Genomic DNA, 24520 nt, shown 5'->3' on the forward strand with positions numbered 1-24520 from the left:
TAAAAAACACTAGATAGTTTTCCACAGCTTTTAATTTTTTTTATCCATTTTTTTTAATTTGATACATTTTTATACTATGAATATAACATATATAAAATAAATAATCAAGATTTTGGAAAAAGTTTTCCACATAGTTTTCCACAATATTAAAACACTATATTTACTGTAATTGCACTGATTTTTCTTTTAAAGAAGTTCACTTTTCCACATTAAAACGAATAGCTTATATTACTCACTTTCCACACGTTTTCCACATTTTTTTGCTTTTCCACATTGAGTTGTTGAAAACTATGTTGATAAAATTGTGGAAAAAAGTTTTCCACAAAATCATTAAAAGTTTTCCACATCTTATTCTCTGGCAAATAAGCTATTTATCAGTATTTCCACATTTCCACAGAGTATAATAATAATATATATAATAATATATAATATATTATATATAATAGGTTGTGGAAAAAAGTGGAAAAATAAAAAATTGATAAACTAATTTAATAAGAAAAAACAGAATGGAAACAGTTATTTTTTTTATTTATTTTTGTAACAAATGTTTAACACTTATACAAACCCTTATTATCCAATTTTCAGAAAAAAATTGACAAGTCTAAAAAAATAGGGTAAAATAAAAAAACATCTAACTAGAAATTACAAAAGGATAAACATATGGCAGGTAAAAATTTTAATTAATAGAACAATTCTATTAAAAAAGATTAATCCTAAAAAGATGGATTTAATAACTTTAATTGATGATGCTAAAAATATAGATTTTCTTAATGATGAAAATCCCAAAAAATTAGAATTGGGAGATAAACTTAATGCAAAATTTGAAAAAGCATCTCAAAACTACAGTAATGTCATCGAACAGTAACTCTTAAAATAAATATCTGCAGAGCAAATGACAAGAAAAATTGATATGTCAAATGCCTTTGCTGTGGATTACGAAGAATCTTATAGTGATAAAACATGAACTAGAACATTTTTATTAAAGATTAAGCAAAAAAAAGAAAAAAATTAAAGAAGTTGCAATTAAAGGTGGATATGCTGCACAAGAAGAATAGGAAATAACAAGAGGTAGACAATCCAGTCTATCTCTTTATTTTTTTATAGGAGGAAGTTACAGAAATAATGTCTATAAATAAACATCCAGTTTTTAAAAAAGGAAATGTACTGGAAAAGGCAGACTTAGACTTACTTAGAGACGATCCTTTAGAAATATTGAGTTTACTTTATTCTGATAAAAAAAATGAAATAATAAAGGGTTTTTGATTTGTTATCAAATCAAGAAGAAAAAACAGTTACTGTAACAAAAGGAGATATAAATGTATAAAAAAATAGTAATTTCAATTTTAATATTTATCTTTTTGATAATGAGCTGTGGAAATTCGAAATTAAATGATGAAGAGAAAAAAATAGTAAATAAAGCAAAAACTGAAGTCAAGGAATTGAAAAAAAATCCTTCAAAAGAGAAAGCGCAAGAACTGTTTAAAAAAGGTGGAATACAAAATGAGAAAAAAAACTAGAAAGTATATTGATTCTAATATGTCCGAGATGTCAGTTAAAATATTCAAAAGAACAATTTTTAGAAGAAGTTAATCATGAATTAGGAGGAGCGTGGGACAAATGAAACAATGTACAAATAATGAAGAATTATTAGAGAATATCAATGAAGAAATATTAAAACATCAAATGGATTATGAAAAAAATGAAATAGAAAAAATAAAAAAAGTTTTTGAGGAAATTATAAATGTAAAAACAGAAAATGCAAATTCTATTGGTGATAAATTTATATCTCTTGTAGGAAGTGATCATATGGCTGTTTATTATTTAAAAAGTATATGGATTATAGAATTATTAATTAAAATTCTAGAAAATTCAAAAGGGAATAAAACTAGAACTATATTTTGTGTTGCTGTTTTAGGGGATTTATATTATTTTGGACTTGATGATTTAGATGAGCTAAGCATTGAAGAATACGAAATTGAAGAAAAAAAAATAAAACAAAAACTATCTTTATATACAGGAAAAATTGGTAAGGAATTAATTAAAAAATGTGAGGATAAAGAAGAGACTTTGGATTTAAAATTAAAAAGAAAAGAGAATCAAAATCAATTAATAGAAATGGACATTCTCATCAATTAAAAAATTATAGAAAGTAGAGAAAGTTATGAGTAAAATTATTTTTATTGTTATAGATATTATATGGCAAATATTTAAAATATATAATAGAAAAGTTTTTTACAATAAATATTTACAACAAAATTATGTAACTTTTGTAGATTATGTATTTTCACTGCTGGCGATTATTATCTTCGGATTTTTTATTTATTTTTTTTCCCTGTTTAATAATATATTTCAGAACGCGAATTTAATTATATCTTTCAAGTTACTATGTTTATTACTGATTTTCATATTTTATTTTGGAAAATTATATGTGTTAATTTCAAGAAATGTAAACATTAAAATAAAAAAAATATTTTTTGGAATTTCTTTGGTATTAGAACTTATGATACCCTATTTAATAGATATTATATTTTGAAATTATATATTGTATGTTAGAATGAAAAGTGGAGAATATGATAAACGCAGGAAGAATTATAAGAATAATAAAAAAATAGTGTTTATAATAAATCTAGAGATTCCAATTTAAAATCAAAAATAAATTTAATTAAAAAAATTCCTTTGGTAGCCTCTTTAAAAATCATATAGTTAAGATTTTAATAAAATTTTCATGCGTTTGTCGTGATTGTAAGGCAGGATAACCGCAAGAAAAAAACTTTAAAAGTCTGAATGACTGATTTTTAAAGAGTTTGAACTAATATTAAAAAATTTTTTTATAAAAAGTCAATTCATTTATTTTATCCGATAAATAAAGGGTTTCATAAAAAGAAAAATTTAACACGCGATAGCCCAATTGTAAGGATTTTACTTGACTTTTATTTAAATTTTGTATATAATATTTGTAAAATATTTAAAAGATTGTTGAAAAAAAGAAAGGAAAAAAAATGACAAAAAGAACATACCAACCAAATAAAAGAAAAAGAAAAAAAGACCATGGTTTTAGAAAAAGAATGCAAAATAAAAGTGGAAGAAATGTACTAAAAAGACGAAGAGCAAAAGGAAGAAATAAATTATCTGCATAATTTATGACTTTGACAAAATTAAATTGTAGGGGAATAATTCCCCTGTTTTTTAACTAAAAAATGAATGAATTAAAAATAAAGAAGAAGAAGTATGTCTATTAATAAAATAAAAAAAACAAAAGATTTTTCGCTAATATACAATAACTCAAAAAAAGTGCATACCAGGTATGCCATTATTTTTATAAAAGAAAATTTAAAAAAAGAACAGAGATTTGGATTTGTAGCAAGCAAAAAAACAGGAAACTCTGTTTACAGAAACAGGATAAAAAGACTATTTAAGGAATTTGTAAATCTGAACAAGAAAAAATTTAAAGAAAATACGGACTACATTTTTGTGGGGAAGTCAATTTTAAAAGAATGTATAAGAGATATTAAATATAAAGATATAGAAAAAGACTTAAGTAAGGTGATAAAATGATAAAAAGAATATTGCTACTTTTAATAAAAACTTATCAGAAGTTCATTTCTCCTATGTTTGGAAGAAGATGCAGATTTTATCCCACTTGTTCGGAATACTCAAAACAGGCAATCGCAAAATATGGAGCAGTAAAAGGAACTTATTTAAGCATAAAAAGAATATTAAAATGCCACCCTTTTCACAAAGGTGGTTACGACCCGTTAAAATAAATAAAAAAATTTGTGAAAAAAAATAAAATATGGAGGAAAATTTATGTTCAAAATACCAGCATTGGTAAATTTTGTTGTATTTGTACTAAATGCTATTTATAAAATTGTGGGAAACTATGGAATAGCAATAATTATTGTAACAATACTAATGAGAATAATTGTATTCCCACTGACATTAAAACAGGAAAAATCAATGAAAAAAATGCGTGAAATACAACCTGAAATGGATAAGTTAAAAGAAAAATATAAAGATAATCCACAGGAATTCCAAAAAAAGACAGCGGAACTATACCGTGAAGCGGGAGTAAACCCATTAGGAGGGTGTCTTCCATTATTAATCCAATTACCGATATTTGTAGCACTATACTATGCGTTTATAGGAGATGCGATACCTAGTAATGCAAAATTTTTGTGGTTTACATTAAAACAGCCAGATAGATTATTTATGATAGGAACATTTGCCTTTAATTTATTGCCAATATTAAATGTGGTTATCACATTTATTCAGCAAAAAATAATGGCAGCACCAGGACAAGACAATCAGCAAATGCAAACAATGTTGTATATGATGCCAATTATGATGTTATTTATATTTTATAGAATGCCATCAGGGGTAACTTTATATTATTTGGTTTCAGGAGCATTGGCACTACTGCAACAGTATATTATTTTAAAAGGGAGAAGTGATGATGGAGAAAATAGTACTAAAGTCACAAAATGAAGAAGAGCTTAAGGAGATGATAGAACGTTCCCTAACTTTGGGACCTGATGAAACTTATCGTGTGAAAATATTAAAATATCCGAAAAAAATATTATTTATTAACATTAAAGGGGAATATGAAGTTGAGATTATAAAAAAATCAGAATTGGAAAATTTAGAAAAAAATTTTTCCGGGAAAGAAAAAATTAAAACAAAAGAAATTGTGGAAAACTATTCCAAAGACTCAAAAGAGAAAAAAATAATTTCAAAACCTAATTCAATTAAAAAAAATGAATCAACAAGAATTACAGCAGATGCAAATGTTGATAAAATCAGAGGATTTTTTAAAGAATTTATAGTTAATGCAAAACTGGATATAAAAATTGTCGCAATAAAACGGGAAAGCAGTGACAAATATTTAGTTTTATTGGATGGAAGAGACATGAGATACATCATTGGAGAAAAGGGAAACACTCTAAATAATTTTGAATATTTGCTAAGTGTGGTAAAAAGATTTAGAAATATAAGAATTTTAGTGGATTCAAATAATTATAAGGAAAAGCGGGAAATTTCGCTTAGAGAACTTGCAAGAAAAAAAGGAAGAATAGTACTTTCGACAGGACACACGATAAAATTAAATGCGATGTCGGCAAGGGAGCGAAAAATAATTCACGAAGAAATTTCTTTTATGCAAGGACTCAAAACGGAAAGTTTTGGAGAAGAGCCAAAAAGATATTTAGTTATAAAAAAATTGGACAATGAAAATGTCTAGTAAAAAAATGCTAAAAAGAAAATGATTTAAAAAGAGGTAAAAAAATGTTATGGGATGACACAATAGCTGCAATTTCAACACCAAAAGGTGAAGGAGGAATTGCAATAATAAGAATATCTGGCGATAAATCATTTGAAATTTTGAAAAAAATATTTAAAAAACAAAACCCAAACAGCGATTTGGGTTTTTCTAAATTAAATTATGGATTTATCAAAGATGGAGCAAAAGCGATAGATGAGGTGATGGCAGTAAGGTTAAAAGCGCCAAAGACGTACACTTGTGAAGATATCGTGGAAATAAATTGTCACGGAGGAGCGGTCGTTTCACAAAAAATATTGGAGCTAGTTTTGAGAAATGGAGCAAGACACGCAGAAAAAGGGGAGTTTACAAAAAGAGCCTTTATGAATGGGAGAATAGATTTATCTCAAGCTGAGGCAGTGATGGACATTATTCATGGAAAAACCGAAAAAAGCGTTTCTTTGTCGTTGGATCAGTTAAGAGGAGACTTAAGAGACAAGGTAAATAGCTTTAAAAAGGCGCTTTTGGACATTACAGCGCATGTGAATGTGGTGCTTGACTATCCTGAAGAAGGGATTGACGATCCTCTTCCAAAAGATTTGAGAGATAATCTTGAAAATGTGTATGAAGAAGCGAATAGACTTATTGAGTCGTATGACAAAGGGAAAAAAATAAAAGAGGGGATAAAGACTGTCATTGTTGGAAAACCGAATGTGGGAAAATCGACTTTACTAAATTCGCTTTTGAGAGAAGAAAGAGCGATTGTTACACACGTGGCAGGGACGACAAGAGACGCCATAGAAGAAGTCATTAATATAAAAGGAATTCCTTTGGTGCTTGTAGATACAGCGGGAATTCGACAGACTGACGACATCGTGGAAAATATAGGCGTTACGAAGTCCAAAAAATTTATAGAAAAAGCGGATTTGGTACTACTTGTACTGGATGCGTCCAAAGAATTGGAGAAAGAAGACAGGGAAGTAATAAAGCAAATTAGGGAAAATGGCAAAAAGACAATAGTTTTATTAAATAAAATTGATTTAGCCAAAAAAATTGACATAAAAGAATTTGATTTGGAAAACGTTGTGGAAATTTCGGCAAAGGACAATATAGGAATTGAAGAAATGGAAGAAAAAATTTATTCGTACATTGTAGATGAAAAAGTTGAAGATTCTTCAGAAAAGCTTATAATTACGAACGTAAGACACAAAACAGCGCTTGAGAAAACAAAAGATGCAATAAATAATATTTTTGAGACAATAGATGCAGGACTTCCTATGGATCTAATTTCAGTTGACTTAAAAGAAGCTCTTGATAGTCTTTCAGAAATTACAGGAGAAATTTCGTCTGAAGATATTTTAGACCACGTGTTTGGAAATTTTTGTGTGGGGAAATAAATGAGAAAATAAGTGGTTTTGGAAGTAAAAAAGAAACTAAGGAAATTAAAAAAAAATGTAGTATAATATATTATAGTTTATTTTGATTTTTTGATAAAAAAATTTATTCTAAGAAAACTTAAGTAATATTGAGTATTTTGTATAAAAAAAGTTAAAAGCATATAAGAAAATAAAGAGAGGAATTATAAAAAATGGCTAATAATTATGGAGCTGAAAGTATCACGGTATTGGAAGGACTGGAAGCTGTAAGGAAAAGACCTGGAATGTACATAGGTTCAACGTCATCGAAGGGGCTGCATCACCTGGTGTGGGAAATTGTGGATAACAGCGTGGATGAGGCGCTTGCAGGAATTTGTGATAAAATTACTGTAAAAATACTGGAAGGAAATATTATTGAAGTGACGGATAATGGACGTGGAATCCCCGTTGCAATGCATAAGACAGGAAAATCTACGTTAGAAGTAGTCATGACTGTGCTTCACGCTGGAGGAAAATTTGACAATGACAACTACAAAGTGTCAGGAGGACTGCATGGAGTGGGAATTTCAGTTGTCAATGCCTTATCTGAATGGGTGGAAGCGACTGTAACAAGAGATGGGCAAATTGTAAGACAAAGATTTGAAAGAGGAGTGCCGGTTTCAGCTCCGGAAAAAATTGGAGATGCACCGCTTGATGCGCATGGAACAGTCATCAGATTTAAAGCAGATGATGAAATTTTTGAGACAACGGCTTATGATTATTCTGTTTTGGAGTCGAGATTAAAAGAGCTGTCATACTTAAATAAAGGGCTTAAAATAAAATTGATTGACGAAAGAAAGAAAGATGAAATAAAAGAGGAAGAATTTCATTTTGAGGGCGGAATAAAAGATTTCTTGAATGAAATAACGGATGATGAAAAAATTGTAAATGACGTCATTTATATGGCGGATTCGTTTGAAACTCAGCCTGCCAAAGAAGTGGAAGCCGTGGATGAAAATGGAAACGTTTATTTAAAAAAAGTTGGAGCAAAAGTAGTCGAAGTGGAAATTGCGATGAATTACACAACCGCTCAAAGAGAAATTGTCTATTCATTTGTAAATAATATAAATACTCACGAAGGTGGGACTCATGTCAGCGGATTTAGAACGGCGCTTACTAGAACGATTAACGATATAGCAAAACAGATGAATTTGATAAAGGAAAAAAGCGGCACATTTCAAGGAACAGATGTGAGAGAAGGGCTTGTCTGCATAATAAGCGTAAAAATTCCCGAACCGCAATTTGAGGGGCAGACAAAAACTAAGCTTGGAAACAGTGAAGTTACAGGAATTGTTTCAAATATTGTCGGAAGCAATTTAAAATTCTATTTGGAAGATCATCCAAAAGCGGCTGAAAAAATAATAGAAAAGATGACAATGTCGAAAAAGGCAAGAGAAGCGGCTAAAAAGGCAAGGGAACTTGTACTAAGAAAAAGTAATCTGGAAGTGGGATCGCTTCCTGGAAAACTAGCTGACTGCTCTTCAAAGGATCCTGCTGAATCAGAAATATTCATAGTCGAAGGAAACTCGGCGGGAGGTTCTGCAAAACAGGGAAGAGATAGAAGATTTCAGGCAATCTTGCCGCTTCGTGGAAAAATATTAAACGTGGAAAAGGCAAGTGTGCATCGTACGCTTGAAAATGCAGAAATACGGGATATGATAACTGCATTTGGAGCTGGATTTGGCGATGATATGAACCTTGAAAAATTGAGATACCACAAAATCGTAATAATGACGGATGCCGATGTCGATGGGGCTCACATAAGAACATTGATGTTGACATTCTTTTACAGACATTTAAGAGAATTGATAAACGAAGGGTATATTTATATAGCGCAGCCCCCTTTATACAAAATTCAGGCTGGAAAAGCAATCAGATACGCCTATTCAGACGATCAGCTAAAACAAGTGACAAAAGTCTTGGAAAATGACGGAAGAAAATACACAATCCAGCGTTATAAAGGGCTAGGAGAAATGAATCCTGAACAATTGTGGGAAACTACACTAGATCCAGAAGTAAGAACACTTTTGAAAGTTTCAATGGAAGATGCGTCTTATGCTGATAAAATGTTTAATATTTTAATGGGTGATAAAGTTGAGCCCAGACGTAAATTTATTGAAGAAAATGCAAGTTATGTCAAGAATTTGGATATTTAAAACTGCAAGAAAATTTTGAATTTGAAAAAGAAATGAGGTAAATAAATGTCTGATGATTTCAGAGATGACAAAGAAAAAAAAGATGAAATAGAAAAAAATAAAGAAAACAATGAGAAAGAAGTAACTTTAGAGGGAATTTCTAAAACAACGGACTTATCAAATGAGCAAAATGTCTATATTGAAGAAGAAATAAGGTCTGCATATCTTGATTATTCGATGAGTGTCATTGTGAGCCGTGCTTTGCCTGATGTGAGAGATGGCCTAAAACCTGTTCACAGAAGAATACTTTTTGCAATGAATGAAATGGGGATGACTCATAAGACACCATTTAGAAAATCTGCAAGAATTGTCGGAGATGTACTTGGTAAATACCATCCGCACGGAGATTCTTCGGTTTATGGGGCTATGGTAAGAATGGCACAGGATTTTAATATGAGATATGAGTTAATTGAAGGGCACGGAAACTTTGGTTCAATTGACGGCGATGAAGCAGCTGCCATGAGATACACTGAAGCTAGGATGGACAAAATTACGGAGGAATTACTAGCTGATATAAATAAAGACACGATTGATTACAGAAAAAACTTTGATGAAAGTTTGGATGAACCAGTTGTACTTCCTGCAAAATTGCCAAATCTACTTTTAAATGGAGCAAACGGAATAGCGGTGGGGATGGCTACAAATATACCACCACATAATTTAGGAGAAGTTGTGGACGGAATAATTGCATTAATTGATAATCCTGAAATTTCGATTGATGAATTAATCGGGTACATAAAGGGTCCAGATTTTCCAACAGGTGGGATAATTAATGGAAAACAGGGAATTTATGATGCGTACAGAACTGGGCGTGGAAAACTTCGAGTGGCAGGACGTGTGGATGTGGAAACATCAAAAACTGGAAGACAGTCAATTATTGTATCAGAATTACCGTATCAAGTGAATAAAGCAAGACTTATCGAAAGAATTGCAGATTTGGTAAAACAGAAAAAAATATCAGGAATTTCGGATTTGCGGGATGAAACTGACAGAGATGGAATAAGAATTGTAATTGAGTTAAAAAGAGGTGAAGAAAGTGAGCTTGTATTAAACAGTCTTTACAAATTTACTGATTTACAGAATACTTTTGGTGTGATAATGCTGGCATTGGTTGACAATGCGCCAAAAATTCTAAATTTAAAGCAAATTTTGGAAAAATATCTTGAGCATAGATTTGAAGTAATTACAAGAAGAGTAAAATTTGAGTTAAATAAAGCTAAAAATAGGGCTCATATCTTGGAAGGCTTTAAAATTGCACTGGACCACATCGAAGAAGTAATAAGAATTATTAGGGCTGCAAAAGATGCTAATATTGCAAAAATAGATTTGATAAACGCCTTTTCATTTTCAGAAGTACAGGCAAAAGCAATTCTTGATATGAGGTTGCAAAGACTTACTGGACTTGAAAGAGATAAAATTAATGAGGAATATGACGAGCTTATGGCGTTAATTTCAAAATTGACGTCGATTTTAGAAGATGATACAAAAGTGTTTGCAATAATTAGAGAAGAAGCGATTAAACTAAAAGAAGATTTTGGCGACGCGCGAAGAACAGAAATAAGAAATGCGAGAGCTGAAATAAGTATTGAAGATTTAATAAAAGATGAAGAAGTGGTTGTAACACTTACTGAAAAAGGTTATGTAAAAAGAATGGCAATTGATACATACCGTTCTCAAAAAAGAGGTGGTGTAGGTGTAAATGCCACAAATACTGTGGAAGATGATGTAATAAAAGATATGTATATTGCAAAAAGTCTTGACACACTTCTTATTTTCACAACAAAAGGAAAAGTGTTTAGCATAAAAGTATACGAAATTCCTGAAACTGGAAAGCAAGCTCGTGGAAAACTTATAGGAAATATTATAAATCTGGATAATGACGAAAAAGTAAGCACGATAATAAAAGTTCGTGAATTTGAAAAAAATAAAAACTTATTCTTTGTAACACGAAACGGAGTTGTTAAAAAATCTGAATTGACATTATTTAAAAACATTATGAAAACTGGAAAACGGGCGATTAGATTAAATGATGAAGATGAAGTTATGTTTGTAGGCCTTACAAGCGGAAGTGGAGAAGATGAAATCTTTGCGGCAACTAGAAATGGTATTGCAATAAGATTTTCTGAAAAACATGTAAGAAGCATGGGAACTGGAGCTGCTGGAGTGAAAGGAATAACGCTTCGTGATAAAGATAAAATTGTGGGAGCTGCGATTATAAGTTCAGAAATAAATGATGATGAAATTAAAATTCTTACAATAACAGAAGAAGGTTATGGAAAACGGACTAAGTTATCAGAATATAGACTGACTTCCCGAGGTGGAAAAGGTATTATAAATGCTAAACTAAACGAAAAGACAGGACTTATAATAGATGTTAAAATAGTCGGAAGCGATGATGAAATAATGCTTATAACTTCTGAAGGTACTCTTATTAGAACGAAAGTTGATAGCATTTCAACATTTGGCCGTTCTTCGCAAGGAGTCAAAATAATGAAAGTGAGAAACAACGAAAAAATAGTTTCAACGGTAAAAATAACAGAAACATCCGAATTAGGAGAAAAATAAAAAAATAATGTGAGGAAGTGATTGAAATGTTATCTAAAAAAATCTTATTTTTGATTACCGCAGAAAATGAAATTAACGCATTGACGCAATTTGGAAAAAAATTCAAGGAAAAATACGATGTGCAAATGGACGCAATTTATGTAAAAGATGTTTTAAAATACGAAGTTTTTCCTGTTGCAGTCGAAGGAATCGGCGTAAATGTGGGAATGAATTACTTTGTGAAAGAATACAAGGACCAGGAAGAAAAGACTTTTCAAAAAATAAAAAAACAGATGGACGCCTCTTTTGAAAATGTTTACGCAAAAGAAGGAGAAACTGATGAAATTGCGCTTGAAGAATTAAAAAAATACGATGCGCTTGTTTTAGTAAAAAATGAAAAAGTTAGTCCAATTTTAAAAGAACTCTTGAGAAGTAACTACAAACCTCTAATTATTCTTCCAAATGTGGAAAATTTTGAGTTAGAAAATATACTACTGCTGGATGATGGCGCTTATAATGCGAATAAGACATTGTTTACATTTTTATATATGTTTGGGGAACAAAAAATAAATGTTCTTCGGGTAAATAGCGATATTGAAAAAGAAGAAGATGGACTTGTTCAAAGATTCGGTAAAAATTATAACTTGATTTATAAAAAAGGTGAAACTTTTAAAACTCTTTTGCAGGAAACTAAAAATTATGATTTCATATTGATGGGGGATTTAAGATATACAATTATGGTGGAAAAAATTACAGGAAAACTAGGAATAAGACTTCTTGAAAATGTGAAAAAACCAATATTTATAGTGTAAAATCTCAAACTGTATCCAAAAATCAAATAAAAATTTGTTTATTTTGGATATAGTTTTTTTAAATTTTAAAATCAAATAAAAAAATATATAAAAACAGGAAAAGATAATGGAAAAATAAGTGATTTAAAATTTTAATTAACTATAATTATAACACACAAAACATTATATAAACAAATTTTCTAATCTAATTAGTTATTTCTTTCTAGTTAATAAAAAATTAATATTTTAATTTGAAAAAGAAAGGGGAAACGAAATTATGAAAGCATTAATTTGCTCTGACAGCCATCGAAGACTAGACTATTTTCAGCAGGTGATGGAATTAGAAGAACCGGAAGTTGTCATATTTGCTGGAGATCACAGCACTGATGCATTTGATATGTCACTTGTATTTAGAGAAGTTCCTTTCGCAATTGTAAAAGGGAATACAGATTCGGATGACTTCGATACAAGGGAAACAAAAGTCTTTGATTTATTCGGGAAAAAAGTTTTACTTACTCACGGACATCTTTTTAATGTCAAAACAACTCTCAAAGAATTAGAAAAAAAAGCACATTATGAAAATGTAGATATTTGCGTATTTGGACATACTCATAAAGAGTTTTTGGAAGAAAAAAATGGAATAATTTTTGTAAATCCTGGAGCATTGCAGGATAAAAAGTACGTAATTTACTACGGTGGAAAAAGATTTGAGCAAAAAGTTTTAAAATAAAAAAAATTTTTCTAAATAAAAATTTGCAATATGAAAAAGATGAGGTATAATTTTATTAGCAAGTTTATTTAGAGAAATTTTATTTTATTTGAGCGAAAGGAGTCTTTATGATTAATTTAATTGTAGCGACACATGGAAAAATGTCCGAAGAAACTGTCAATCTGACAAAAATGGTTTTGGGAGAAAGTGAAAAGCTTGATTTTGTAACTTTTGTTCCTGGAGAAGGACCTGAAGATTTGATAAAAAAATATCAGGATATTATTGCAAAATATGACAGTAAAGGGACATTATTTTTAGTGGATTTATTTGGTGGAAGTCCTTATAATGCAGCTTGCAGAGTAGTTGCCGAAACAAAAAATACTGATGTAATAACAGGAGTAAATGTACCTATGTTATTAGAAGTATTGGATGCTAGAGAAGAAACTGACGATGTTGCAGAGTTAGTTCAAATAGCAAAAAATTCTGGAATAAACGGAATTAAAATTTTTAGTGAATTGTTTGTAGACAGTTCGGAAAATGAAGACGAAGATTTGGATGAATTGGATTTGTAAAAACTTAATAAAAATGTTTTATTTAAAAAAAATAAATTGAAATGAAATGTGACAATTTTTTTAATTTTTCAAAATTAATTTTTTCAAAATAAAATAGTCAACTTTTTAGAAATAAAGTAAAAAGAAAATAAAATATAAAGAAAGGAGCGTTACTGTAAACTAAATTTTAATTTAAAATTAAATTTAGAATTTTCAGTAGCGGAAAATAAAATCATGGAATTAGTATTAACAAGAATAGACTCGAGATTGATACACGGACAAGTTGCAACTTCATGGGTAAAAGCAACTAAGCCAGAAGCGATATTCGCGGTAAATGATGCCGTAGCAGAAGATAAAATAAGAAAATCACTTTTATTACAAGTGGCACCAGAAGGAGTAAAATCATTTGTAATTTCTGTCGAAAAAGCGATAGCAGTTTACAAAAATCCTAAATATGCCAAAACAAAAGTATTGTTACTTGTCACTTGTCCAGCTGATGTAGTTAGATTAATCGAAGGTGGAGTTGACATTAAAACAGTTAATGTCGGAGGAATGACATTTAAAGAAGGAGACAAATTAATTTCAAAAGCGGTTGCAATTAATAAAGATGACTTAGAAGCATTCAATAAATTAAGAGCTATGGGAGTAGAACTTGACATGAGACAATTGGCAACTTCTGCAAAAGAAGATATAAATTCAAAATTGGATTCTATCTCATTTGACTAGTAAAAATTATCAGGAAATATAATTTTGCTGATTTTATTTAATATAAAGTTGCTAAATAAAACATTGAAAATTAAATTTAGGAGGACATAAGAATGAATGTTGTACAGCTAATTTTGCTGGTATTAGTAGCAGCAATAACAGGAATGGGAAGTGTACTTGACGAAAGACAAACTCATCGTCCATTAGTGGCGTGTACTTTGGTTGGTCTTGTACTAGGAAATTTAAAAACAGGAGTTTTACTAGGTGGTTCACTTGAAATGATAGCGCTTGGATGGATGAATGTAGGAGCCGCAATGGCGCCAGATGCAGCACTAGCCAGTGTTATTTCAGCGATACTTGTAATTGTAGGAAAACAGCCAATTGGAGAAGGAATAGCAGTTGCAGTACCGATTGCAGCGGCAGGGCAGGTTCTTACAATTTTTGTCAGAACAATAACAGTGTTCTTTCAACATAAAGCAGATGATTTTGCAGAAAAAGCTAATTTTAAAGGAATAGAAATGTGTCATTTGGCGGGGCTTTTGTTACAGGGGCTAAGAGTTGCAATACCAGCACTTCTAGTTGGTCTGATTGCGGGAACAAGTGCTGTAGAAGGAGCATTGCATGCAATTCCTGAAGTAATTACTAGAGGATTGCAAATCGCAGGAGGATTTATCGTAGTTGTTGGGTATGCGATGGTTATAAATATGATGGAAGCAAAGGCTTTGATGCCATTCTTCTTCTTAGGATTCGTAATAGCGGCATTTACAGAATTTAATTTAGTTGGTTTAGGAATTTTAGGATTATGTCTTGCAATACTATATATTCAATTAAATCCTAAATATCACGCATCTATTGCATTACCTAGTGAAAAAAGTGGTTCAGGTAGTGGAACTTCAGAAGAAGCTGACGACGAATTGGAAGGACTATAGGAGGTAAGAAAAATGGCAGAAAATAATGTAGAAAAAAAATTAACTGATAAAGATTTGAAAAGCATGTACTGGAGATCAACTACTTTATTGGGTTCATTTAACTTTGAAAGAATGCAGTCAATGGGATTTTGTGTAACGATGATTCCTGCAATAAAAAGACTTTATTCTAAAAAAGAAGATCAAGCTGCAGCACTAAAAAGACATTTGGAATTCTTTAACACTCAACCATGGATTGGTTCAACTATAATGGGTGTTACAGCTGCGATGGAACAGGAAAAAGCAAATGGAGCGGACATTGATGATGCAACTATAAGTGGGATTAAAGTAGGACTTATGGGACCACTTGCAGGGGTTGGAGATCCAATTTTCTGGGGTACATTAAGACCTGTTTTAGCGGCACTTGGAGCATCAATTGCACTAGCTGGAGGAAATTTATTAGGACCTATACTTTTCTTTTTGGGAATAAATATAGCAAGAGTTTTGACTAGATGGTATGGATTAAAATATGGTTACGAAAAAGGAACTGAAATCGTTGGAGATATGGAAGGTGGAGTTATTCAAAAATTAACTCAAGGTGCTTCTATATTAGGGCTTTTTGTAATGGGAGCGTTAGTTTCAAAATGGACTACAATAGATGTGCCGTTAGTAATATCAAAATATAAAGATGCAGCAACTGGAAAAGAAGTTGTAACTACAGTTCAAAGTATACTAGACCAATTGTTACCAGGGCTATTGGCATTATTGTTGACGTTTGCATGTATGAGCTTATTAAAACGAAAAGTAAATGCTATTTGGATAATCTTTGGATTCTTTGTAATAGGAATAGTAGGATTCTGGTTAGGAATTTTGCAGTAATATGTTTAAAAAAATGATTTCAAAAGTGGAAAAATTTGTAAAAGTTCCTCCGAAGGAAGGGTATATTAAAAATAGTTCTGTCTTAGTTACTGGACTTATGATTATTGGAATGATTTTATTAAATAATGCAAGAACACTCGCAACTTTAGTCGTGAGATGAATTGTTTGAGAATTTTAGTAAGCATATAGGGAAACTTGTATGTAGATACAGAAGAAAAACTGTACAACAAAGAAACTGAATTGCTGGGAACTCTTAAAGCTGGTATAACCACAACATAGTAATCTTACTCATAAGAGGCAAATGTGAAGGTAGCGAAAGCAGAAAAAATATACTAGATGGTGCAAGGTTAAATCCTAAACACTGAGCCATATAAAAAGGCATATAATAGACAATCAGCAGCTAAGCCTGAAAAGGAAAGTTCAACGACTATCCCTCGTGAGGGGAGTACAATACAAGCAATTGGTATTGGAAGTGGTTTCGCCTAAGTCCTTGAAATAGGATATGGATAAGATATAGTCTGTGCTTGTTAGAGATAACAAGAAGTTCATAAGAGAACTGCATAAGTAGTAGCGCACTTATGTGAACGACGCCTCCCACTGTTGTGGGGTTTTAAAAACTTTAAAAATATTTAAAAATAAATAAAAAACTTTACTTAATTATTGAAAATGTATTAAAAATACGGTATAATAACCTTATGAAAGTGAGGTGATGTATACGCATTTAACATTAAAACAACAGGTAAAACATCTTAGTAAAAAAGAGTTTAGAAATTTAAAATATTTATCACATATAGCCAAGAACTTAACTAATGAAGCTATATATAATATTAGACAATACTATTTTAATAAGAAAAAGTATTTAAGTTATAATGAAAACTATAAAATACTTAAAAATAGTGAGAATTACAAGAAATTAAATTCTAATATGGCACAACAAATTCTAAAAGAAGTAGATGGAAGTTTTAAATCATTTTTTGGACTTTTAAAACTTGCTAAGAATGGTCAATATGATAATAAAAAAATAAAATTACCTAAATATCTTGCTAAGGATGGTTTTACAACTCTTGTTATAGGTTTTGTTAGATTAAAAGATGGTATGCTGATAGTTCCTTATTCAAATTCGTTTAAGAAAACTCATCAGGAAGTTAAAATTAAGCTACCACCAGTATTAAAAAACAAGAAAATAAAGGAGATTAGAATAATACCTAAACAACATTCTAGGTACTTTGAAATTCAATATACTTATGAAGTAGAAGAAGTTCAAAGGGAATTAAATAAAGAAAATGGACTAGGAATAGATTTAGGTATAGATAATCTATGTACTTGTGTAACTAATAATGGAGCATCATTTTTAATAGATGGTAGGAAATTAAAATCAATAAATCAATACTATAACAAGATAAATGCAAAATTACAAAGCATAAAAGATAAGCAAAAGACCTCCCGCACAACATTAAGGCAAAAGAGAATAGCTAGAAAGAGAAATAATCGTATAGAAGATTATCTTTCAAAAGCAGCAAGAATAATTGTAAATTATTGTCTTAATAATGATATAGGAAAACTAGTTCTAGGGTACAATGAAGATTTTCAAAGAAATTCAAATATAGGAAGTATAAATAATCAAAATTTTGTAAATATACCATATGGAAAAATAAGAGATAAATTACAATATCTATGTAAACTATATGGAATAGAATTCAAGCTACAAGAAGAAAGTTATACATCAAAAGCAAGTTTCTTTGATGGAGATGAAATCCCAATATACGATAAAGAAAATCAAAAAGAACATATATTCAGTGGAAAAAGAATAAAAAGAGGACTATATCAAACAAGTAAAGGATATCAATTAAATGCAGATTGTAATGGAGCATTAAATATATTAAGAAAAAGTAAAGTTGTGGATTTAAGTATCCTATACAATAGAGGTGAGCTGAACACACCTAAAAGAATAAGGATAGCATAGGACTATCAAACTTCTTAGAAAATTTTTAAATAATTTTAAAGATTTTAGAACCCCGCGACGTAAGAAGTGGGAGGTTCAGATCCTTTTACAAAGGGCTATGGAACGATAATAGCACTATCAGCGGCGTTAATTGTAATGGTTGGACAAAAAATACTGATAAATCAAACAAGAAATGATTTTCGTGATATGTATTATGCCAAAGATATGTATTTGAAAACTAAAAATACAGAGTATCTGGATTTTATTCTAGCTCGTTCAAAGCAAATGACGAATGATGTGAAAGTTTTGTCAGAAAGGGCTAAAAAAGAGATAGCAGAACTTATTGAGTTTGTCAAAAAATATAAAAAATAATGAAAAGAAGGGATTATCTTTAGGGGTATTTCCTCTTTTTATTTTAAAAAAAATTTTTATTTGTTTATAAGTATAGTAGAGTAGAAATTTCAAATATAGATTTTTAGTTTCAATATTTTTTTGAATACAAAATGTTTTTTTGTTTAATCAAATTTATTTATTTTTTTACATAAGGGAAAAGGACCGCCATTTCCCCTTATAATCCCCACGTCAGTCTAAGAATTTTTTCTGCGTCAAAGACGAAACTCACTTCGTTCAGACAGTCGTCTTTACTCCAAAAAAATCACGACACTTTTGTATGGTAGTAAAATTTAAACTGTCGGAGAATTTTTATATGTTAACAAAATTGTCCTATTGAAAGTGAGTTTTTAACAGTGCCAAAAAATTTTGAAGACTAGTTGAGGTACAGAGGTGCGCCAATGAACATTTTTGCTTAAAAAAGAATAGAAAAAAATTATTATTTTAATAGTTTTATGGATTGGATAAGAAATTTGAAACAGAATAAAAGTTCATTTATTTACGCATAAATACTTTACTCTGTCTAAAAAGTAGAAAAAAATAAGAAAAAAGTGTCATTTTATGATATAATCTTTAAGAAAGAAAAATTAAAAAAAGGAAAATGATATGAAGATATTAATCATACATACTGCGTTTATTGGAGATATTGTTTTGTCAACGCCATTGATACAGAGATTAAAAGAGATGTATCCAGATTCAGAAATTGATTATTTGACTTTGCCGACAAATAAAAGCGTAATAAGCAATAACCCAAATTTAAATGAGATTCTTATTTATGACAAGAAGGGAAAAGGTAAAGGAATAAAAGGGTTTTTTAGAGTTTTAAAAATTTTAAAGGAAAAAAAATATGATTATGCTGTTATTCCACATAGGTTTATCCGTTCAATTGCACTTGCAAAAATGGCTAAAATTCCAAAAATTGTTGGATTTGATGTGGCAACAGGAGCTTTCCTCTTGGGTAAAAAAGTTCACTATGATATGAGAAAGCATGAAGTTGAAAGACTTTTGGATTTGGTTGAATATAGTGGAAAAAGAATTCCAATTAGAATTTATCCAAGTGAAGAAAATAAAATAAAAATTAAAGAAATTTTGAAAAGAAAAAATTTTGACGAAAAATTTATGAAAATGATTATCGTTGCGCCTGGAAGTCAAAGACCGGAGAAAATGTGGGCGATTGAAAAATATGCAAAAGTTATAGAAAAGTTGTCAGATGATGAGAAAAATTTTGTTGTGATAACAGGAAGTAAAGCGGAAAAAAATTTGCCTTTGAAATTTAGCGAAAAAAATGTGATAGATTTGAGAGGAGAAATAAATTTATTGGAATTTTCGGCGCTGTTGTCGTTTGCGGATGTGGTTGTTGGAAATGACAGTTCTCCCATTCATATTGCTAGTGGATTTTCCAAACCTTTTGTAATTGGAATTTTTGGTCCTGGAAAAAGGTCGCTTGGATTTTTTCCTTGGAAAGAGAAAAGTAATGTCATTGAGGATAATGAGTTTTATGAAAATAATATTGTGAAAATTCCTAGACATCAGCATCCATACAGAAAGGATTATTATAAAGGGATTCCTTTGATCAGTGTGGAAAGAGTTTATGGGGAAATTGTAAAAAGATTGGAAGAAAATTAGTTAGGAGAAAAATATGAAAAGAATAAAAAGTATAGGATATGGAATTTGTTTACTGTTTGCAATGTCACTATTTCTGTCGGAAAAATTTGAAAATAATGTGTTAATTCCACTACTTTTGGTGTTGTTTTTAATTTCTGTCATTTCACACAAAAATAGAGAAAATAGTTTTGTTTTTAAAGAGAAAAAAATTTCTGTTGCAGTTTTGTTGCTGGCTTTTACGCCGTTTGTCATTGCTTTTTTAGACGGAGGATTACATTCAAGGCTTGATAATTATAATTTTAAATATTTGTCTTTTTTTCCTCTAATTTATTTTTTGGATGAAGATAAAAAGATATTTAATTTTATAAAAGCGTTGTTAATTGGTGGAACAATAACGTTAATGCTTGCGATGTTTAATTTTATTAAAAATTTTAATGCTTGGGCGCATCCTGCGGGGTTTGATTATCCAAGAGTAACCGCTATCTTGACAGTTCAGGATTTTGCTAATATTATGTGTATAATTTTGTTGTTTTTGCTTTCTTTTATACTTTTTTATAAAAATAGCGATGAGAAAAAAAACAGGATTATAAAAATAGTTTTGATTATTTTAGCATTATTAGTCGCTTTTATCGTGGTTGTCAACAGATCTAAAATGGTTTATATTTCTCTTTTGCCGACCGTTTTTTATCTAGTTTTTAAGAGAAATAAAAAATATGTTGTTGCACTTGTGATTGCTTGTGTGTGTGGATTTTTTCTACTTCCGACTTCGATTTCAAGTAGACTTAAATATATAGTGGATTATAAAAAGGATCCGTCAAGTAATCTTAGAGTGATTTTTTGGAAAACGGGAATAGCAGCATTTGAAAAAAAGCCGATTTATGGATGGAAGGCAATAGAACGAAAGCAGTTTAATTTGGACTATTATAAGAAAATAGGAGCTATGGACTACGTGAATAAATATTTTTTAAGTGGACCAAATATTAGAACACAGCACTATGTGGCGTCACATAATTCATATTTACAGTATTTATTGGATTATGGAATTTTAGGATTTGCATTTTTTATATTTTTATTTGTTGAAATTGCAATAATATTTTTTAAGACACAATTTTCTAAAAGTGAAAAAAATTTAGACTCAAAAATTTTGGCGTTTGAACTGGCTACGAAAGTTTCGCTTGTCGCTTGGCTTATTCAAGGAATGACAGATGATAACTTAAATGACAAGCATATGATTTTGACTTTGACTATTTTAATCGTGTTTATGTGCTATCTTTATCAAAAATGGGAAATTTTGAAAAATAATAAAAAATGAAAGGACAGATTATGAAAGAATACAAATTCACCGCTTCCACAATTTATAAATTAAATGAAAAACTAAAAAAAAAGCCATTTAAATATATTTACAAAGAACTTATGCCAAATTTTTTGTTTGATAAAATACAAAGAGAAGTGTATTTTTCTAATCAAAAGGCTATTGTCAGTGACTGGGATAAAATTTTAGCCGATTATTTTGAAGATAAAATTGAAATAGCTAAAGTTATTCCAAAAAAAAAGTTTTTAAATGATGAAAAAATAATTTGGCAGTTTTGGGGACAAGGATGGGATTATGAAAAATTGCCAAATGTGGTAAAAATTTGTTATAAAGCGATGGATAAATATAAAGGAAATTACACTTTGATTAGGCTGGATATGGAAAATATTAGTAAATATTTGGAATTTCCTGATTATGTGATGAAAAAATTGTCTGAAAAGAAAATGGGATATGCTCATTTTACGGATATTTTGAGATTTGCTCTCTTAAAATATTATGGCGGAGTATGGGTTGATGCGACAATTTTACTCACAGATTATTTGCCGAGTGAATATTTTGAAATGGACTATTTTCTTTTTCAAAGAGATGATGATTTCAAAAATAAAAAAGAATTTGAACTTTATGATTCGATTTATTTTTCTTGGAATAAAAAATCTAAAATAAAGATGTTGAGCAGTATAATATTTTCTCATAAAGATAATAAAATAATGGCAACACTTCTCGATTTACTTTTAGTTTTTTGGCGAGATAACGATAGAATTCCAAATTATTTTTTTATGCAGATTTTATATACGGAATTAGTTGAAAAATATTATAGGAAAGATAGGTGTAAAATTGTTTCGGACACATTGCCTCACGAACTTTTTAAAGTGTGGTTTGATACTTATTCCAAAGAAAAACTAAAAAAAATAACTGATTCTGTGAGCATTCACAAGTTGTCATTTAAAATAGACAGCAGTAAAAAGAAAGTTGAAAATACTTTTTTTGAATATTTTAAAAATTTATATGAAATTTAAAAAGTGAGAGGAAAATTATGAAAATATTGGTTTTACACGGTCATTTGAGTATGGGAGGAGAAGAGCGAGTTTTAATTAGTGTATTAAAAAATTTAAGAGATTTAGGGCACAACATAGATTTAATTATAACTTGGAATCATAAAGAAAATAATTTGTTTGAAAATGAGATTCCTAAAGGCGTAAATTACGAATTTTTGTTTGATTTTTATGATGGGAAAAATAAACTTATGAAAGAGTTTTATAGATTTTTTTCAAAAAATAAATATCCAAAATTGATAAAAGAAAAAATAAAAAAAGAAAAATATGATGTTGTGATAGATTATTCTTCAAATTTATTAAAATATGAAAATTTTTCTGTAAATATACCTTTGATTTCATGGGTTCATTTTTCGCTTACTTTTGGGGAAAAATTGACGAGTAAAAAAATTGAAAAATATAAAAGGCAATATAAAAAGTATTCAAAAATTATAGCGATTACAAAAGTTATGCAAAAAGAGTTTTTGGAAAAACTTGAAATGAATAGTGAAAAAGTTGTGATGATTTACAATCCGATTGACTTGGAATTTATAAAAAAAAGAGCGGAAGATGTGGAAAAAAAATATGAAAAATATTTGAAGGAAGATTATTTTTTGCAAGTTTCACGACTTTCGGAGCAAAAGCAGCCTGAGCATTTAATTGATATTTATTATAAGTTGAAGAAAAAAGGGATAAAAGAAAAACTTTATTTTGTTGGAAGCGGGATAAAAAATGAATTGCTTCGTCAAAAAATACAGGAATATAAATTGGAAAATGATATTTTTTTGCTGGGGCAGATGGAAAATCCATATCCATTCTTTAAAAATGCAAAATTGTTTGTGCATACGGCGAAATATGAAGGACTTCCTACAGTTTTAATTGAAAGTATGACATTTGGGACTCCAGTTGTCGCCTATGATTGTCCTACCGGACCAAAAGATATTTTGGGAGAAAATAGCGAATACGGAAAACTTGTTCCGCTAAATGACAAAGATAAATTTGTTTTAGATGTTTTGGAACTTGAAAATGAAGAAAAGTATAGATATTATTGTGAAAAGGCGCTAAATCGTGCTAAGGATTTTTCAATTGAAAGTAATAGGAATGAATTACAAAAATTGTTGAAAAATCTGGTTTTTGAATAAAATTTAGATTTTAATTTAAATAAAATTGCTTTGGCAGAAAAATAGCAGGAGTAAAATAATGAATATGATAAAAAAAATTAAAATAAAATTGACAATTTTACTACTTGGAAATAAAAAAAAGTATAAAAATATTAATTTAAAAGATGTAAAAACGGTGCTACTAAGCCCAAAAGATGCACTGGGGGATACATTAATTTCATTTAGTCACGCAAGGCAGCTTAGGAAAATGTATCCATATGCAAAAATAGGGATTGTTTCAACTATTAGAAATAAAAATTTTATAAAACTTATTAATCAGAAAGAAAAAGTGTTTGATGAGATTGTCGATAGGAAAAAAATAATTAGGCATCGAAAAAAGTGGGATTTGCTTTTGGATTTTAAAGATCAGATTAATACAAAAAGACTTATTTGGACAAAGATACTAAAACCAAAAATAATAATAAGTTTTGGAAAGGATAAAGCTGGGCACTACTTTAGCAGGAAAAATATAAAAATTTATGATTTTGTAACTGCACCACCAGAAAAAGCTCATATTGTCGACTATCTGATGTATTCGGAATTTTCAAAATATTTTAATATTGAAAAAGAGATTCCAAAATTGGAATTAAATGGATTTGAAGTTTCAAAAATGGTTAAGAATTGGAATTTGAAGCGAAGAAAAATAAAAATTTTATTGGCTCCACAGGGAAATGACAGATGTATTAAAATCGAAGAATTGGCAAAATTTTTGAATGATATAAATTTTGAAAATGTAAAATTTATTATGTCTAAAACTAGCGGAAGTGAAAAGTATTTTGAAAAACTAACTTCACTTTTAAAAAGTAATATTGACATTTCATTATCCAAGGCATTTTCAATAGAAGAATATGTAAACTTTTTGGCATCGTCAGATATAGTCGTGGGAGTTGACAGTGGAAGTGTTCATATCGCCTGTGCCTTAAAAAAGCCGGTGCTTAGTTTTTATGCGAATAATGAAGCGAACCTTTATAGATGGTCGCCTGTGCCAAATAAAAATGTAGATAGTTTACAGATTATTTCAAATATTGCTGGAACTCAAAATGATCTTTATGATTTTCCTATGGAAGATGCAGTAAAGTGGTTGAACATTGAAATAAATAAAATTTATGGACAAAGTGAAAGGTAAAAAGAA

Annotated in this window: 26 protein-coding genes; all 26 read left to right on the forward strand. The window is 29.7% G+C overall.

What is annotated here, in order from left to right; translation table 11 throughout:
* Positions 1–721 precede the first annotated feature (721 nt).
* Complete coding sequence (locus AXF11_RS10580) at positions 722–865, forward strand: hypothetical protein (protein WP_156440388.1); 144 nt, start codon at positions 722–724, stop codon at positions 863–865.
* 257 nt (positions 866–1122) lie between these two features.
* Positions 1123–1263 (forward strand): hypothetical protein, encoded by a 141-nt coding sequence (locus AXF11_RS10420; RefSeq protein WP_231724645.1) that lies wholly within the window; start codon positions 1123–1125, stop codon positions 1261–1263.
* A 53-nt stretch (positions 1264–1316) separates the two neighbouring features.
* Positions 1317–1517: a hypothetical protein gene (locus tag AXF11_RS05450; protein WP_068155639.1), complete on the forward strand. Its 201-nt coding sequence runs from the start codon at positions 1317–1319 to the stop codon at positions 1515–1517.
* Between the two features lie 100 nt (positions 1518–1617).
* Positions 1618–2136 (forward strand): hypothetical protein, encoded by a 519-nt coding sequence (locus AXF11_RS05455; RefSeq protein ID WP_156440389.1) that lies wholly within the window; start codon positions 1618–1620, stop codon positions 2134–2136.
* 863 nt (positions 2137–2999) lie between these two features.
* Positions 3000–3137 (forward strand): 50S ribosomal protein L34, encoded by a 138-nt coding sequence (gene rpmH, locus AXF11_RS05465; RefSeq protein WP_068155646.1) that lies wholly within the window; start codon positions 3000–3002, stop codon positions 3135–3137.
* A 91-nt stretch (positions 3138–3228) separates the two neighbouring features.
* Positions 3229–3555 carry a ribonuclease P protein component gene (rnpA, locus tag AXF11_RS05470; protein WP_068155648.1) on the forward strand — a complete coding sequence of 109 codons (327 nt, stop codon included), beginning with the start codon at positions 3229–3231 and terminating at the stop codon, positions 3553–3555.
* Positions 3555–3764, forward strand: coding sequence for a membrane protein insertion efficiency factor YidD (gene yidD / locus AXF11_RS05475; RefSeq protein ID WP_068158264.1), 210 nt, complete (start codon positions 3555–3557; stop codon positions 3762–3764). The genes rnpA and yidD overlap by 1 nt, the downstream gene beginning before the upstream one ends.
* Positions 3765–3807: 43 nt before the next feature.
* Positions 3808–4485, forward strand: coding sequence for a YidC/Oxa1 family membrane protein insertase (locus AXF11_RS05480; protein ID WP_068155649.1), 678 nt, complete (start codon positions 3808–3810; stop codon positions 4483–4485).
* Positions 4454–5236 (forward strand): Jag family protein, encoded by a 783-nt coding sequence (locus tag AXF11_RS05485; RefSeq protein WP_068155652.1) that lies wholly within the window; start codon positions 4454–4456, stop codon positions 5234–5236. The genes AXF11_RS05480 and AXF11_RS05485 overlap by 32 nt, the downstream gene beginning before the upstream one ends.
* Before the next feature lie 44 nt (positions 5237–5280).
* Positions 5281–6651 carry a tRNA uridine-5-carboxymethylaminomethyl(34) synthesis GTPase MnmE gene (gene mnmE / locus AXF11_RS05490; protein WP_068155654.1) on the forward strand — a complete coding sequence of 457 codons (1371 nt, stop codon included), beginning with the start codon at positions 5281–5283 and terminating at the stop codon, positions 6649–6651.
* 191 nt (positions 6652–6842) lie between these two features.
* On the forward strand, positions 6843–8825 hold the full coding sequence (gene gyrB / locus AXF11_RS05495) for a DNA topoisomerase (ATP-hydrolyzing) subunit B (protein ID WP_068155657.1): 1983 nt from the start codon (positions 6843–6845) through the stop codon (positions 8823–8825).
* 45 nt (positions 8826–8870) lie between these two features.
* Positions 8871–11429 (forward strand): DNA gyrase subunit A, encoded by a 2559-nt coding sequence (gyrA, locus tag AXF11_RS05500; protein ID WP_082729387.1) that lies wholly within the window; start codon positions 8871–8873, stop codon positions 11427–11429.
* A gap of 26 nt (positions 11430–11455) precedes the next feature.
* Complete coding sequence (locus tag AXF11_RS05505; RefSeq protein ID WP_068155659.1) at positions 11456–12220, forward strand: GntR family transcriptional regulator; 765 nt, start codon at positions 11456–11458, stop codon at positions 12218–12220.
* 256 nt (positions 12221–12476) lie between these two features.
* Positions 12477–12929, forward strand: a complete 453-nt coding sequence (locus tag AXF11_RS05510; protein WP_068155661.1) for a YfcE family phosphodiesterase — start codon at positions 12477–12479, stop codon at positions 12927–12929.
* A 107-nt stretch (positions 12930–13036) separates the two neighbouring features.
* On the forward strand, positions 13037–13480 hold the full coding sequence (locus tag AXF11_RS05515) for a PTS sugar transporter subunit IIA (protein ID WP_068155663.1): 444 nt from the start codon (positions 13037–13039) through the stop codon (positions 13478–13480).
* A gap of 213 nt (positions 13481–13693) precedes the next feature.
* The gene (locus tag AXF11_RS05520) at positions 13694–14185 is read left to right on the forward strand and encodes a PTS system mannose/fructose/N-acetylgalactosamine-transporter subunit IIB (protein WP_068155665.1); all 492 of its coding nucleotides are present in this window, start codon (positions 13694–13696) and stop codon (positions 14183–14185) included.
* 92 nt (positions 14186–14277) lie between these two features.
* A complete protein-coding gene (locus tag AXF11_RS05525; RefSeq protein WP_068155666.1) occupies positions 14278–15093 on the forward strand; it encodes a PTS mannose/fructose/sorbose transporter subunit IIC in 816 nt (271 codons plus the stop codon).
* Between the two features lie 12 nt (positions 15094–15105).
* Positions 15106–15948: a PTS mannose transporter subunit IID gene (manZ, locus tag AXF11_RS05530; RefSeq protein WP_068155668.1), complete on the forward strand. Its 843-nt coding sequence runs from the start codon at positions 15106–15108 to the stop codon at positions 15946–15948.
* A gap of 1 nt (position 15949) precedes the next feature.
* Complete coding sequence (locus AXF11_RS10585) at positions 15950–16108, forward strand: hypothetical protein (protein ID WP_156440390.1); 159 nt, start codon at positions 15950–15952, stop codon at positions 16106–16108.
* A 549-nt stretch (positions 16109–16657) separates the two neighbouring features.
* On the forward strand, positions 16658–17911 hold the full coding sequence (locus tag AXF11_RS05535) for an RNA-guided endonuclease InsQ/TnpB family protein (RefSeq protein WP_068155670.1): 1254 nt from the start codon (positions 16658–16660) through the stop codon (positions 17909–17911).
* Between the two features lie 66 nt (positions 17912–17977).
* Positions 17978–18262 carry a hypothetical protein gene (locus tag AXF11_RS05540; protein WP_068155672.1) on the forward strand — a complete coding sequence of 95 codons (285 nt, stop codon included), beginning with the start codon at positions 17978–17980 and terminating at the stop codon, positions 18260–18262.
* Positions 18263–18886: 624 nt separating this feature from the next.
* On the forward strand, positions 18887–19906 hold the full coding sequence (locus AXF11_RS05545; protein ID WP_068155675.1) for a glycosyltransferase family 9 protein: 1020 nt from the start codon (positions 18887–18889) through the stop codon (positions 19904–19906).
* A gap of 13 nt (positions 19907–19919) precedes the next feature.
* Positions 19920–21197 (forward strand): O-antigen ligase family protein, encoded by a 1278-nt coding sequence (locus AXF11_RS05550; protein ID WP_068155677.1) that lies wholly within the window; start codon positions 19920–19922, stop codon positions 21195–21197.
* Positions 21198–21208: 11 nt separating this feature from the next.
* Positions 21209–22213, forward strand: coding sequence for a capsular polysaccharide synthesis protein (locus tag AXF11_RS05555; RefSeq protein WP_068158270.1), 1005 nt, complete (start codon positions 21209–21211; stop codon positions 22211–22213).
* Positions 22214–22230: 17 nt separating this feature from the next.
* Positions 22231–23370: a glycosyltransferase gene (locus tag AXF11_RS05560; RefSeq protein ID WP_068155679.1), complete on the forward strand. Its 1140-nt coding sequence runs from the start codon at positions 22231–22233 to the stop codon at positions 23368–23370.
* Between the two features lie 58 nt (positions 23371–23428).
* Entirely contained in the window at positions 23429–24514 is a 1086-nt protein-coding gene (locus AXF11_RS05565) for a glycosyltransferase family 9 protein (RefSeq protein WP_068155681.1), read from the forward strand.
* The last annotated feature ends 6 nt before the right edge of the window (positions 24515–24520 follow it).

It is taken from the genome of Leptotrichia sp. oral taxon 847 (genome assembly GCF_001553645.1).
In the GTDB taxonomy this organism is placed as follows: Bacteria; Fusobacteriota; Fusobacteriia; order Fusobacteriales; family Leptotrichiaceae; genus Leptotrichia.

Coding starts and splice junctions, on each gene's coding strand:
- AXF11_RS10580 (WP_156440388.1), top strand. CDS start 722: ATGGATTTAATAACTTTAATTGATGATGCTAAAAATATAGATTTTCTT.
- AXF11_RS10420 (WP_231724645.1), top strand. CDS start 1,123: ATGTCTATAAATAAACATCCAGTTTTTAAAAAAGGAAATGTACTGGAA.
- AXF11_RS05450 (WP_068155639.1), top strand. CDS start 1,317: ATGTATAAAAAAATAGTAATTTCAATTTTAATATTTATCTTTTTGATA.
- AXF11_RS05455 (WP_156440389.1), top strand. CDS start 1,618: ATGAAACAATGTACAAATAATGAAGAATTATTAGAGAATATCAATGAA.
- rpmH (WP_068155646.1), top strand. CDS start 3,000: ATGACAAAAAGAACATACCAACCAAATAAAAGAAAAAGAAAAAAAGAC.
- rnpA (WP_068155648.1), top strand. CDS start 3,229: ATGTCTATTAATAAAATAAAAAAAACAAAAGATTTTTCGCTAATATAC.
- AXF11_RS05480 (WP_068155649.1), top strand. CDS start 3,808: ATGTTCAAAATACCAGCATTGGTAAATTTTGTTGTATTTGTACTAAAT.
- AXF11_RS05485 (WP_068155652.1), top strand. CDS start 4,454: ATGGAGAAAATAGTACTAAAGTCACAAAATGAAGAAGAGCTTAAGGAG.
- mnmE (WP_068155654.1), top strand. CDS start 5,281: ATGTTATGGGATGACACAATAGCTGCAATTTCAACACCAAAAGGTGAA.
- gyrB (WP_068155657.1), top strand. CDS start 6,843: ATGGCTAATAATTATGGAGCTGAAAGTATCACGGTATTGGAAGGACTG.
- gyrA (WP_082729387.1), top strand. CDS start 8,871: ATGTCTGATGATTTCAGAGATGACAAAGAAAAAAAAGATGAAATAGAA.
- AXF11_RS05505 (WP_068155659.1), top strand. CDS start 11,456: ATGTTATCTAAAAAAATCTTATTTTTGATTACCGCAGAAAATGAAATT.
- AXF11_RS05510 (WP_068155661.1), top strand. CDS start 12,477: ATGAAAGCATTAATTTGCTCTGACAGCCATCGAAGACTAGACTATTTT.
- AXF11_RS05515 (WP_068155663.1), top strand. CDS start 13,037: ATGATTAATTTAATTGTAGCGACACATGGAAAAATGTCCGAAGAAACT.
- AXF11_RS05520 (WP_068155665.1), top strand. CDS start 13,694: ATGGAATTAGTATTAACAAGAATAGACTCGAGATTGATACACGGACAA.
- AXF11_RS05525 (WP_068155666.1), top strand. CDS start 14,278: ATGAATGTTGTACAGCTAATTTTGCTGGTATTAGTAGCAGCAATAACA.
- manZ (WP_068155668.1), top strand. CDS start 15,106: ATGGCAGAAAATAATGTAGAAAAAAAATTAACTGATAAAGATTTGAAA.
- AXF11_RS10585 (WP_156440390.1), top strand. CDS start 15,950: ATGTTTAAAAAAATGATTTCAAAAGTGGAAAAATTTGTAAAAGTTCCT.
- AXF11_RS05535 (WP_068155670.1), top strand. CDS start 16,658: ATGTATACGCATTTAACATTAAAACAACAGGTAAAACATCTTAGTAAA.
- AXF11_RS05545 (WP_068155675.1), top strand. CDS start 18,887: ATGAAGATATTAATCATACATACTGCGTTTATTGGAGATATTGTTTTG.
- AXF11_RS05550 (WP_068155677.1), top strand. CDS start 19,920: ATGAAAAGAATAAAAAGTATAGGATATGGAATTTGTTTACTGTTTGCA.
- AXF11_RS05555 (WP_068158270.1), top strand. CDS start 21,209: ATGAAAGAATACAAATTCACCGCTTCCACAATTTATAAATTAAATGAA.
- AXF11_RS05560 (WP_068155679.1), top strand. CDS start 22,231: ATGAAAATATTGGTTTTACACGGTCATTTGAGTATGGGAGGAGAAGAG.
- AXF11_RS05565 (WP_068155681.1), top strand. CDS start 23,429: ATGAATATGATAAAAAAAATTAAAATAAAATTGACAATTTTACTACTT.